Source organism: Lentzea sp. NPDC042327 (assembly GCF_040647275.1).
In the GTDB taxonomy this organism is placed as follows: domain Bacteria; phylum Actinomycetota; class Actinomycetes; order Mycobacteriales; family Pseudonocardiaceae; genus Lentzea.
The window spans coordinates 404,756-417,027 of record NZ_JBEZBX010000004.1; the positions used below are offsets into that span (position 1 = coordinate 404,756).

8 protein-coding genes are annotated in these 12,272 nt (G+C 71.4%); 4 read left to right on the forward strand and 4 right to left on the reverse strand.

Going from position 1 to position 12,272, the window contains the following annotated elements:
* Positions 1 to 38: 38 nt before the first annotated feature.
* Genes AB0A63_RS12760 through AB0A63_RS12775 form a run of 4 tightly spaced genes read right to left on the reverse strand, consistent with a single transcriptional unit; the run spans position 39 to position 4,629 of the window.
* Positions 39 to 1,709 carry a trehalase family glycosidase gene (locus AB0A63_RS12760; RefSeq protein WP_360389312.1) on the reverse strand — a complete coding sequence of 557 codons (1,671 nt, stop codon included), beginning with the start codon at positions 1,707 to 1,709 and terminating at the stop codon, positions 39 to 41.
* Between the two features lie 24 nt (positions 1,710 to 1,733).
* A complete protein-coding gene (locus AB0A63_RS12765) occupies positions 1,734 to 2,546 on the reverse strand; it encodes a carbohydrate ABC transporter permease (RefSeq protein WP_360389314.1) in 813 nt (270 codons plus the stop codon).
* Positions 2,543 to 3,412: a sugar ABC transporter permease gene (locus AB0A63_RS12770; protein ID WP_360389317.1), complete on the reverse strand. Its 870-nt coding sequence runs from the start codon at positions 3,410 to 3,412 to the stop codon at positions 2,543 to 2,545. Before AB0A63_RS12770 ends, AB0A63_RS12765 begins: the two co-directional genes overlap by 4 nt.
* A 2-nt stretch (positions 3,413 to 3,414) precedes the next feature.
* Positions 3,415 to 4,629, reverse strand: a complete 1,215-nt coding sequence (locus tag AB0A63_RS12775) for an extracellular solute-binding protein (RefSeq protein ID WP_360389320.1) — start codon at positions 4,627 to 4,629, stop codon at positions 3,415 to 3,417.
* A 158-nt stretch (positions 4,630 to 4,787) separates the two neighbouring features.
* Here AB0A63_RS12775 and AB0A63_RS12780 point away from each other — a divergent pair, with 158 nt between their 5' ends.
* The 4 genes from AB0A63_RS12780 to AB0A63_RS12795 all read left to right on the forward strand — a co-directional run bounded on the left by AB0A63_RS12780 (position 4,788) and on the right by AB0A63_RS12795 (position 12,086).
* On the forward strand, positions 4,788 to 5,801 hold the full coding sequence (locus tag AB0A63_RS12780; protein ID WP_360389323.1) for a LacI family DNA-binding transcriptional regulator: 1,014 nt from the start codon (positions 4,788 to 4,790) through the stop codon (positions 5,799 to 5,801).
* Between the two features lie 245 nt (positions 5,802 to 6,046).
* On the forward strand, positions 6,047 to 7,798 hold the full coding sequence (locus tag AB0A63_RS12785) for an RICIN domain-containing protein (RefSeq protein WP_360389326.1): 1,752 nt from the start codon (positions 6,047 to 6,049) through the stop codon (positions 7,796 to 7,798).
* A 46-nt stretch (positions 7,799 to 7,844) separates the two neighbouring features.
* Positions 7,845 to 9,350, forward strand: a complete 1,506-nt coding sequence (locus AB0A63_RS12790; protein WP_360389328.1) for an arabinofuranosidase catalytic domain-containing protein — start codon at positions 7,845 to 7,847, stop codon at positions 9,348 to 9,350.
* Positions 9,351 to 9,506: 156 nt separating this feature from the next.
* Complete coding sequence (locus tag AB0A63_RS12795; protein ID WP_360389331.1) at positions 9,507 to 12,086, forward strand: glycoside hydrolase family 9 protein; 2,580 nt, start codon at positions 9,507 to 9,509, stop codon at positions 12,084 to 12,086.
* Positions 12,087 to 12,272 lie beyond the last annotated feature (186 nt).

Genomic DNA, 12,272 nt, shown 5'->3' on the forward strand with positions numbered 1-12,272 from the left:
GGCGAGAGTCTTCACGTCGTCATCCGCCCTCACCGCCATCAGGGCCGGTCCGCCGCCTCCGCGAGCAGCAGGTAGGCGGCCGCGGTCCAGGTGTAGGCGCGGTCGCGCAGCCCCTCCCCCGTCAACGCGTCGAAGTTCTCGGCGAACCCCGACTTCTCGCACGTGGCCAGGAACCGGGCGCTCACCAGGTCGGCCAGCTCCACCGCGCCGCCGCGGCGCAGGCCGTCCTCGACGAGCACGGTGGCGGGCGCCCACACCGGTCCGCGCCAGTAGCCGTCGGGTTCGTACCAGGGCGAGTCCGGCCGTTCGGTGGCCGGCCCGACGGACGTGAGGTGCGCGGCCACCCCGGCGCAGAGGTGCTCGAACACCTCGCGCGGCAGGTGTTCGCCCAGCACGACGGGCATCAGGTCGAGCAGGCTCGCGCTGCGCCGTTTCGTGCCGCTCGCGACGCCCTGGCTCACGAAGTGGTCGCCGTGCCACAGCTCGTCGAGCAGGGCCGTCAGCAGCTCGTCGGCCTGCTCGGACCAACGGGCGGAGTTCTCGCCGGTCTCGGCGGCGAGGACGGCGAGCTCCCGGCACTGCAGCACCAGGAACGCGGCCAGGTCGGGTGAGCGGACCAGGCGTTCCTCGCGGAACACCGTCGAGTTGTCCCAGCCGCTGTCGTTGCCGTGCTCGTAGTGCGGCAGGCGGCTGCCGGGTGCGCGGCGGTGGTCGAGCCAGAACGAGGTCCACGCGGACAGCTGGCGGTAGGCGGTTCCCACGTCCGGCAGCCCGCCGGGGAGGCGGTGGCGCAGCAGGGAGAGCGCCCAGCCGTGGATCGGCGGCTTGACGAAGTTGCGCAGCACCTCGGAGTGCGTGACGGAGTCGGGCAGCGCGCCCTCGGCGTCCTGGTGGTCGAACACCACCTGGAACTGCTGCCACGCGAGCTCCGGCGCGCCACCGGCCAGCGCCAGCGCGGTGAAGCAGTGGTCCCAGCTCCACACCTTGTCCATCCAGTGCTTCGACATCAGCACGGCCGGGCGACGCACGAACCCGGCCGGGCGCACGGTGGCCGACCAGAGCACGTAGGCGGCCAGCTCGGCGGCCGGGACGTGGTCGTCGCGCCACGGTGCCACGGCGTCGGCGAACCGGGTGAACTCCTCGTGCACGGCCGTCACGTCCTCGGCGAAGGTCGTGGCGGGTGAGAACGGCGCGCGGGCCGTGCCGATCTCCTCGACCAGCAGCTCCCACGGTTCCTCCGCGCTCAGCACCACCGCCCGCCGCGCCGAGCCGAGCGCCTGGTCGCCCGCCTGGTCCCACCGTCCGGACAGGACGGTCAGGCGCAGCCGGTGGCCGGTCTCGTAGGAGGTGAAGACCAGTCCACCGGCCGGGTCGGCGAAGAAGTACGTGCCGGTGAACGGGGTCAGCGCCGGTTCGGCGGCGCTGAGCTCCAGTCCGGTGCCGGTGCCCGAGATCCGCAGGACGTCCGGTGCCGAGAACACCGCGGTGACCCGGCCCTGCCCGGTGCTCCAGGTGAGGGTCGCGGGATCGGCGGCCACCTCGGCCGGCGTCGGCACGGGAACCAGGCGCAGCAACGGGTGCATGCCGTTGCGGTGCGAGACGAGGTGCACGTCGTCGGCGTAGGTGGCCAGTCCCACCACCGGGGAGAGGCCGAACCAGGCGCCGGACCGGCTGAAGGGGATCTCGCGCACGGAGAACTCGGTTGCCACGGCGTTCCTCTCGGTCCTTCGAACTCAGTCCTTCACGGCGCCGGAGGTGACCCCGGCGGCCACGTAGCGCTGGGCCAGCACGAGCAGCACGGCGGCCGGCACCGACGCGACCACGGCGGTGGCCATGATCGCGTTCCACTCCTGGTTGTTGTTGCCGATGTAGCGGTAGATGCCGAGCGTCAACGGCTGCCAGGCGCCACCGGAGTCGAGGGTCGCGGCGAACACGAAGTCCGACCACGCCCACAGGAACGCGAACAGCGCCGCGGTCACCAGGCCGTTGCGGCTCGCGGGCAGCACCACCGAGACGAACGTGCGCCACGGTCCCGCGCCGTCGATGCGGGCGGCCTGCAGCAGCTCGTCCGGCACCGCCGCGATGAACGACGTCAGGACCAGCACCGCGAACGGCACCGCCACCGTCGAGTCGGCGAAGACGAGGCCCCACACCGTGTTCGTGATGCCCAGCCGCACGTAGAGCCCATAGAAGCCGAGCGCCATGATGATCCCGGGGACCATCTGCGCGACCAGCAGCACGAACCCGAGCACGCGCCGCCCGGCCGGCCACAGCTTCGCCAGCGCGTACGCGGCCGGCGCGGCCAGCAGCAGGGTGAGCACGACGGTGCCCAGCGCGACCAGCAGGCTGGTGCCGAAGTACGGCAGCTGTTCGTGCAGCACCAGCCGGTAGCCCTCCAGCGTGGGTGAGGCCGGGAACAGGTTCGGCGGCGACTTCCGCATCTCCCCCGCCGGGGTCAGGGAGACCGCGACCATCCAGTAGACCGGGAACAGCATCACCGCGGTCAGCCCCAGGCCGGCCCACGTGCGCCACGACCGGGCCCTCATCTGCGCTCCTGCACTCGCGCGTAGCAGAGCCCGGCCACCAGCGAGACGAGGATCAGCACGGTCCCCACGGCGGCGCTGGGACCGAACCGCGGCAGCGCGCCACCGAAGCCGAGCTCGTAGGACCAGGTCGCGAGCGTCGTCGACGAGCCGCTCGGCCCGCCCCTGGTCATGACCCAGATCAGGTCGAACACCTTGAGCGTGTAGACCAGCCCGAGCAGCAGCGTGATCGCGGAGACCGGCCGCAGCATGGGGAACGTGACGTGCCGGAACGTCTGCCAGCCGCCCGCACCGTCCAAAGCGGACGCTTCGTGCACCTCGGGCGGGATCGTGCGCAGGCCGCTGTAGAGCACCACGAGGTTGAACGGCACGCCGATCCAGATGTTGGCGATGGTCACCGACACCAGCGACCACGACGGGGAGGTCAGCCAGTTCACCGGGTCGAGGCCGACCGCCGCCAGTGCCGCGTTGACCAGACCCGACTCGCTGTTGAGCAGCCACGCCCAGGTCGACGCCGACACGATCAGCGGCAGCAGCCACGGCACGAGGAACAACGCGCGCAACGTCGCCGACAGCGGGAAGTCGCGGGCGAAGAACACCGCCAGCGCCAGGCCGATCGTGTACTGGAAGCCCAGCGACACGACCGTGAACAGCACCGTGTTCAGCACCGCCGTGCGGAACGCCGGGTCGGCGAACACCGCCACGTAGTTGTCGAGCCCGACGAACGGCGCGCCACCGCGGACGAACGTCCGCACGGTGTAGCCGCGCAGGCTCAGCTCCACCGTGGTGTACAGGGGGTACGCGTAGGAGATCAGCAGGTACGCGCTGAGCGGGGCCGCGAACGCCCAGGCTGCGAGCCGTGCGCGCACGGCTACTTCGCGGCGGCCGCGGTGGCCTGGGCGTCCTTCAACGCGGCCTCCGGTGTCTTGGCGCCGGTGAGCGCGGCCTGCACCGCACCCCACAGCGGTTGCGAGATGCGCGGGTAGCGGGTGCCGAGGTTGTCGCCGGTGCGCCCCTTGGCGGCGTTCACCGCGGCCACCCACACCGCCAGCTCGGGCAGGGCGGCCACCTGCTGCTCCTGCACCGACCGCACGGCGGAGACGTAGGTCAGGGCGGTGTCGGCGGCGAGCACGCGTTCCGGGCTCGTGAGGCAGGCGGCGATCTGCCCGGCCTTGGTCTCGGTGGCCTTGTCGTCCTGCACGGGCACGGTCACGAACTCGCCTCCCGTCGGCGCGGGCGCGGTGCCGCCGGTGCGACCCGGGATCGCGATGACGCCGTACTCGAAGCCGGTCTTCTTCGCGTTCTGCAGCTGCCAGGTGCCGTTCTCGGCGAAGGCGTACTCGCCGGTGGCGAACTCCTGCCAGCTGGTGGTCTGGGTGTTGCCGATGACCGAGTTGGGCGCGAAACCCTGGTCCAGCCACGACTTCCACAGCGTCAGCGCGCTGACGGCCTGGGTGGAGCCGAGGTCGGTGAGCGCGGCGCCCGAACCCCAGAACCACGGCAGGAACTGGAAGGTGCCCTCCTCGGTGCCGATCGCGGAGAACGTGATGCCCTTCTTGCCCGCCGCCTTCACCTTGGCCAGCGCGGTGGTGAGGGCCGCCCAGTCCGTGATCGCCGCGGGGTCGACACCGGCGGCGGCGAGCACGGACCTGTTGTAGTAGAGCGCCAAAGTGTTGGCACCGATGGGAACGCCGTAGGTCTGCCCGTCGAGCGCACCGGCCGACAAGAGGTTGGGCGCCGCCGCGGACGCGTCGAGGCCGACCTCGGAGTTGGGCCGCAGCACGCCGCCCTCGGCGAGCGTCGACACCACGGGGTTGTCGACGACCAGGACGTGCGGCGCCGTGCGCTGCTGTGCGGCGAGCAGCACCTTGCCGGTCAGGTCGGTGGTGTCGAAGGACTGCCGCCGCACCTCGACGCCGGCCTCGGAACCGCACCGGTCGACGGTGCGCGCCCACTCGGAGCCGGCGGTGAACTGCGGGTAGGGGTCCCAGACGGAGAACACGTCCGGCGCGCCCGCGCTCGGCGCCGAGGTGCACGCGGTCACGGCCAGGCCGGCCGCGAGGAGGGTCAGGGCTGCGCGTCGCATGAGGTGGTCCTCCCTGCCGGCCCCGTCGCCGGCAATCATCGAACCGGTTCGATTTTCGAGCAGCCGCGCCAACGTAGCCGTCTCGGCTGACCGCGTGCAAGAGGCGGTGGCCTACAGTGTCGACTGTCGAATCGGTTCCTTCGACGAGGGGAAGCGGCATGAACATCGGCGAGATCGCCCGGCGGGCCGGGGTCTCCCGCAGCACCGTGTCGTACGCGCTGAGCGGCAAGCGGCCGGTGTCCGCGGCGACCGTCCGGCGGATCAACGACGTCATCGCCGAGCTCGGCTTCCGGCCCAACGCCAGCGCTCGCGCCCTCGCCGAAGGCCGCACCAGGACGCTCGGCCTGGTGATCCCGCCCGCGAGCACCCGGCTGACCGACGTGCAGCTGAGCTTCGTCGCGAGCGTCGTCGAGGCGGCCGCCGCGCACGACCACGACGTGCTGCTCTCCCCCAGCGGCGGCGACCACGACCGCTCGTTCGACCGCGTGGTGACCGGCCGCAGGGTCGACGGGGTGATCTTGATGGAGATCCTGCTGCACGACCCGCGCGTCGAGCGCCTGACCAGCACCGGCCTGCCGTTCGTGACGATCGGCCACGTCGCGGACCCGGCCGCCTCCTGGTGGGTCGACGTCGACTACGGCGGCCTGATCAGCCGCTGCGTGCGGCACCTCGCCGACCTCGGGCACCGCGACATCGTGCTGGTCAACCGCTCCGCCGAGCTGGTCGCGTCCGGCTACGGCCCGGCGGTGCGCGCGACGGCCGCGTTCCTGCGGACCGCCGCGGAGTGCGGCCTGATCGCCCACGACGTGTGCTGCTCCGACGACCCGGCCGCCGGCGTGGCGTGCTTCGAGCAGATCCGGGCGGACTGGCCGGAGGTGACGGCGGCCGTGACGATCAACGAGGCCGCACTGCCCGGCGTGCAGCGCGCGTTGCACGCGGCCCGCCTCGACGTGCCCCGCGACTTCTCGCTCACCGGCGTGATCGCCGACCGGCTCGCCGAGGACTTCCACCCGCCGCTGACCGCCGCCGACGTGCCCGCGGGGCAGATGGCACGGCTCGCGGTCGACCTGCTGCTGGAGCAGATCGCCGACCCGGCGGCCACGCCGCGGCACGCGCTGCTGGCGCCGTCGATCACGCTGCGGTCGAGCACCGGGGCGCGCCGCAGCGGCTGAGCCTCGACCTGCCGTCGGCGCGCGGAACGGGCGGTCCGGCCAGGGCTCCTCTGCGCGAGACGAACGGCGCGGCTCGCCGCGCTGCATCCGAACCGGTTCGACCCACGAGCCTCTTGCCCGGAACTCCGCTGTGCGCGTACTTTCACTCCTCGATCGAACCGGTTCGAGTCTCCGTCGCCCCTGACCCGTTACGGAGCCCACCCATGGTTCACCGACGAACCCGCACAGCCCTCTTGGCGGTACTCGTGTCAGCCTTCGCGTTCACCACCCCTGCCCAGGCTGCGAACGAGGCCATCAGCGTCGACTTCGCCACGACCACCGGCACCCCCGCCCAGCGCGCCTCCGGCTGGATCTACGGCATGACGGAGAACGCCGCGGGGCCCGCCGACCACTTCTTCCGCGACGTCAAGTTCCGGTACATGCGCGCGGGCGGCGCGCAGCTCGACAGCCCCGGCGGCTGGGTTTCGGGCAAGTACGAGCGCCGCTGGAACGCGACCAGGGCGCAGTTGTTGCGGACGCGCGCACTGGGCGGTGAGTTCGTGCTGCTGCCCCACGACCTGTGGGGCGCGGACGGCTACCCGATCTCGCGCTTCCCCGGCGACAACGGCAACTGGACCGACTACGACAACTTCCTCACCCGCGTGATCGACGACGTCCGGGCGACCGGCGTGCCGGTGCAGTGGGACCTGTGGAACGAAGCCAACATCACGACGTTCTGGAACCGGTCGCAGGCGCAGTACTTCGAGCTGTGGCGCCGCACGTACCAGCGCGTCCGGGCGGCGTTCCCCGCGCACCTGATCGTCGGGCCGAGCCACGCGGGCGTGCCGTCCACCGGCGGCTGGTGGGTGCAGTACCTGGACTTCGTGCGCGCCAACAACGTCGTGCCCGACGTCTTCAGCTGGCACGCGCTGCCCGGCGACCCGGTCGCCAACGTCGCCACGGCGAACGCGACGCTCGACGCGCGGGGCATCCCGCACCCGCGGCCGTACCAGATCAACGAGTACGGCGCGTCGAACGAGCAGAACCCCGGCGACGGGGCGTGGTACATCGCGCGGCTGGAACGCGCCGGTGTCGACGGGCTGCGCGCCAACTGGGCCAGTGCGGGCAACCTGCACAACGACCTCGGCAACCTGCTGGTGCGCAACGCGGCCGGGCAGCACCAGCCCAAGGGCGAGTGGTGGGTCTACCGGTTCTACGCCGGGCAGACCGGCCAGAGCACCGCCACCACGCCGAGCCAGTCCTACGACTCGTTCGCCACCAAGGCCAACGGTGTCGCGAAGGTCCTCATCGGCGGCGGCAGCACGACCGGCAACGTCGCGGTCACGTTGCAGCGCCTGGACACCACGACCGGGATCGTGCAGAACAACCAGGTCCGCGTTCTCGTGCAGCGCATCCCGCACAACAACGGCGGTGCAGTGCAAGGTCCGGTCACCGTGCAGAACTCCGTGGTGTCGTTGTCCGGCAACGCCGTCACGGTCACCGTGCCGCACAACGACGTCAACGAGACGTCCACGATCACGCTGCTGCCGCCCGGCTCGGCCGGGTTCCAGACCGTGGCCGCGGCGCAGCACTCCCAGCAGTGCCTGGACAACACGAACCTGAGCACCGCCGACGGCAACCAGCAGCAGCAGTTCCCCTGCGAGGGCGGTGACCAGCAGCTGTGGAACTTCACGCCGGTCGCGGGCGTGGCCGACACCTTCACCGTCGCCAACCAGCAGTCGGGCAAGTGCCTGGACGTCTCCTCGGCCGCGGACGGTGCCCCGGTCGTGCAGCAGACCTGCGCGCCGGGGTCGACCGCCCAGCAGTTCACGGTGCGCAGGGTCACCTACAGCGGCAACGACCCGCACGACCACCAGCTCGTGGCGCGTGCCAGCGGCAAGTGCGTGGACGTGAACGGCGTCTCGACCGCGGCGGGCGCCCGGACCATCCAGTGGACGTGCAAGGCCGTGAACCAGAACAGCCAGCTCAACCAGACCTGGCGGCTCTGGGGCCGGTGACGGTCCCCGCCGGTCTCCGATCCCCCACAACGCAGTGGAGCGGCTCATGACAACGACCCGAACCAGCCCGAGGCGCGTTCTGCACGCGGCACTGGGCCTGTCCCTCGCGCTGGCCGTCCTCCCGGTCGGCTCAGCGGCGTCAACTCCCGCGGCGGCACCGGCACCGGTGGCGGCAGCGGCCACCGGGACGTGCGACATCTACGCGTCCGGTGGCACGCCCTGCATCGCCGCGCACAGCACGGTGCGAGCGCTTTACGGCTCCTACGGCGGAAACCTCTACCAGGTCCGGCGTTCGTCGGACAGCACGACGCGCGACATCGCCGTGCTGACCGCGGGCGGCAACGCGAACGCGGCCACGCAGGACGCGTTCTGCGCGGGCACCACGTGCGTGGTCACGGTGGTCTACGACCAGTCCGGCCGCGGCAACGACCTGTGGTACCAGGGGTCCAGCGTCGTGCCCGGCTCGCCGCAGAGCAGGCCGGCCGTCGCGACGTCCGAGGCGCTGACCGTCGGCGGCGACAAGGCCTACTCGCTCTACATCAACCCCGGCAACAGCTACTGGCGCGATGGCCACCTGACCGGCGTCCCCACCGGCAGCGCGCCGGAGGGCATGTACATGGTCACCAGCGGCACGCACGTCAACGGCGGCTGCTGCTTCGACTACGGCAACAGCGAGACCACCCGCAAGGCCGACGCGGCCGGGGCGATGGACGCCATCAACTTCAGCACGCAGTGCTGGTTCGGCGGCTGCCAGGGCACCGGTCCGTGGGTGCAGGCCGACCTCGAGTGGGGCCTCTTCCCCGGCGGCAGCCAGTCGTGGAACCCGAACCAGCGGGCGTTCCCCACCAGGTTCGTCACCGCCATGCTCAAGAACAACGGCACCACGCGGTTCGCGCTCAAGGGCGGCAACGCGCAGAACGGCACCATGACGACGTTGTGGGACGGCTCGCTGCCACCGGGCTACAGCCCGATGAAGAAGCAGGGCGCCATCATCCTCGGCAGCGGTGGTGACTGCTGCAAGCCCGACGGCGGCGCGAACCTCAGCGCCGGCACGTTCTACGAGGGCGCCATGGTGGCCGGATACCCCTCCGACACGACCGAGAACGCCGTGCAGGCCAACATCATCGCGGCCGGGTACGGCACCGGCGGTGGCGGCGGTTCCACCGGACCGGTGCGCGCGCTGGCCGCCGGCCGGTGCCTCGACGTCAACGGTGCGAGCACCGCCGTCGGTGCGGCGGTGCAGATCTGGGACTGCCACGCGGGGGCGAACCAGACGTGGACGCGCACCGCGTCCGGCCAGCTCACCGTCTACAGCGGATCGACGCTCCGCTGCGCGGCACCGCAGAACAACCAGTCGGCGGCGGGCACGGCGGTGGTGACCGCGACCTGTGACGGCAGTGCGAACCAGCGCTGGACGGTCAACGCCAACGGCACGATCACCGGTGGTTCCGGACTCTGCCTGGACGTCAACGGCGCCGCGACCGCCAACGGCACCAGGGTCGTCCTGTGGACCTGCCACGGCGGCGCCAACCAGCAGTGGACGTTCGGCTGACGCAGCCCGGTTGCTGCAGGTGGAGCAGGAGCGGCCGTCCGGGTGACGCCGCCAGGTCAGGGCTGAACGGGGCTTGCCGATGACGACGGGACCACCCTACGGTCTCCTGGGAGCGCTCCCAGAAGCCCCGTCGACGAGGACGGAGAACCTCACGAGATGAGATCGCAACCCCCACGCCTGTTCGTTGCCGCCCTGCTCACGGCGCTCACCGCGACCGCGCTGCCGGCAGCGGGCACCGCCGAGGCTGCGGAGTACGAGCGCGTGCTCAACGGGAAGTTCGACAGCGGTTCCGCCGACCCGTGGTGGAGCAGCGCCGGTGTGACGAACCGGGTGACCGGCGGCGAGCTGTGCGCCGCGGTCACCGGTGGCACCACGAACCCCTGGGACGCGCTGGTCGGCCAGAACGGTGTGCCGTTCGAGGCCGACCAGCCGTACACCCTGTCGTTCGACGCGCACGCCACCACCGCGCAGACGGTGGCCGCGGCGGCCGGTGAGGCCGTGAGCCCGTACCGGGGCATCGCCCGGCAGGAGTTCGCGGTGACGCCGACGAAGCAGCGGTTCAGCTTCACGTTCACGTCCGCCCTGGACTTCCCGGACGCGGGCAACGGCCAGGTCGCCTTCCAACTGGGCGGCCAGGCGGCCGACAACACCGTCTGCGTCGACAACGTGTCGCTCGTCGGCGGCGTGAAGCCGCCCGGTGGCGTCAACCCCAACCCGACCAGGAAGGTGCAGGTCGACCAGGTCGGCTACGTGCCGGGCCTGCCGAAGCGGGCGACGCTCGTGTCCACCGCGACCACGCCGCAGACGTGGACGCTGAAGAACTCCGCGGGTGCGGCCGTGGCCACCGGCCAGACCGTGCCCAAGGGTGCGGACGTGACGTCCGGCGACTCGGTGCACCAGATCGACTTCTCGTCGTACGACACGGCGGGCACCGGGTACACGCTGGTGGTCGGGTCGGACGCCAGCTTCCCGTTCGACATCTCGGCCGACGCGGTGAAGCGGCTGCGCTACGACTCGCTGGCGTTCTTCTACCACCAGCGCAGCGGCACGCCGATCGACGCGCAGTACGTGGGCGAGCAGTACGCGCGCCCGGCCGGTCACGTGAACGTCGCGCCGAACCAGGGCGACAACAACGTGCCGTGCCGCGCGGACCTCGCCTGCGGCTACACGCTCGACGTGCGCGGCGGCTGGTACGACGCGGGCGACCACGGCAAGTACGTGGTCAACGGCGGCATCTCGGTCTGGCAGCTGCTCAACTCCTACGAGCGCGCGTCCCGCATCGGTGACGCCTCGGCGTTCCGCGACGGCACGCTCGCCATCCCGGAGAAGTCCAACGGCGTGCCCGACCTGCTCGACGAGGCCCGCTGGGAGGTCGACTTCCTGCTGAAGATGCAGGCACCGGACGGCATGGCGCACCACAAGGTCCACGACGCCAACTGGACGGCCCTGCCGACCCGCCCCGAGCTCGACGACCAGCCGCGCAGGCTGTCGGCGACCAGCACGGCGGCGACGCTGAACCTGGCGGCCGTGGCGGCGCAGGCGTCCCGCCTCTGGAAGTCGATCGACGCCACGTACTCGGCGAAGCTGCTCACCGCGGCCCGCAAGGCGTACACGGCGGCGAAGGCCAACCCGAACAAGATCGCGGACCCGAACGACGGCACCGGCGGCGGCGCCTACAGCGACAGCACCCTGACCGACGAGTTCTACTGGGCCGCTGCCGAGCTGTACGCGACGACCGGCGAGGCCGCCTACCGCACCGACGTGACCGGCTCCACGCACTACAAGGGGGCCAGCCTGACCAGGGCCGGCTTCTTCTGGGGCGGCACGGCGCCCCTGGGCGACATCACCCTCGCCCTGGTGCCCACCGGCCTGCCCGCCGCGGAGGTCGCGGCGATCAAGTCGGCGTTCGCCACCGTGGCCGACCAGCACCTGGCCGCCATGGCCCAGATGGGCTACGCGACGCCGTACGACAACAGCGTCGACGGCTACGTCTGGGGCTCGAACTCCGCAGTGCTGAACAACGCCCAGGTGATCGCGCTGGCCCACGACTTCACCGGAGCGGACAAGTACCGCGACGGCGTCTTCGAGGCCCTGCACTACCTCCTCGGCCGCAACCCGCTGAGCACCTCGTACGTGGCGGGCTACGGCGACCAGGCCGTGCAGAACGTGCACCACCGCTTCTGGGCCAAGCAGAACGACCCGACCCTGCCGATCGCACCGCCGGGCTCCCTGTCCGGCGGCCCGAACAGCGGCCTGCAGGACCCGATCGTCCAGCGCCTGCTCACCGGGTGCCCGCAGCAGAAGTGCTGGGTCGACGACATCGGCGCCTACTCGGTCAACGAGGTCGCGGTGAACTGGAACTCGGCGCTGGCCTGGGTGTCCGGCTGGGCGGCCGAGAAGTCCGGCAAGCCGCCGGTCCCCGTCTCGGACTGCGAGGTCACCTACACCGCGAACAAGTGGCAGGGCGGCCTGTCCGCGCAGGTGGCGCTGAAGAACACCGGCACGGCCGCGTGGACGGAGTGGAAGCTCGGGTTCGCGTTCCCCGGCGACCAGAAGGTCACCGCCGGCTGGTCGGCGAACTGGACCCAGACCGGCAAGGACGTGGCCGCGACGAACATGTCGTGGAACAACCGGGTCGAACCGGGCAAGTCGGTCTACATCGGGTTCAACGCCTCCGGCGGTGGAGCCGACCCGGCGGCCTTCACGATCAACGGCAAGGGCTGCAAGACCGGCTGACCCCCGAGGGGGCCGGCAGGACGAAGCGCGCCCGCTACCGCAACCGCGGTGGTGGGCGCGCTTTCGTGCCGGAGGGACGGCGTGGACCACCAATCGAGATACCCGGACAACCGTCCTGTGAGCGCTAACAGCCACTACCTGCGGTTATCAACCTGTCACTTGACTGGTCCATTGTTAGCGATAACA

Coding starts and splice junctions, on each gene's coding strand:
- AB0A63_RS12765 (WP_360389314.1), bottom strand. CDS start 2,546: ATGAGGGCCCGGTCGTGGCGCACGTGGGCCGGCCTGGGGCTGACCGCG.
- AB0A63_RS12775 (WP_360389320.1), bottom strand. CDS start 4,629: ATGCGACGCGCAGCCCTGACCCTCCTCGCGGCCGGCCTGGCCGTGACC.
- AB0A63_RS12780 (WP_360389323.1), top strand. CDS start 4,788: ATGAACATCGGCGAGATCGCCCGGCGGGCCGGGGTCTCCCGCAGCACC.
- AB0A63_RS12790 (WP_360389328.1), top strand. CDS start 7,845: ATGACAACGACCCGAACCAGCCCGAGGCGCGTTCTGCACGCGGCACTG.
- AB0A63_RS12795 (WP_360389331.1), top strand. CDS start 9,507: ATGAGATCGCAACCCCCACGCCTGTTCGTTGCCGCCCTGCTCACGGCG.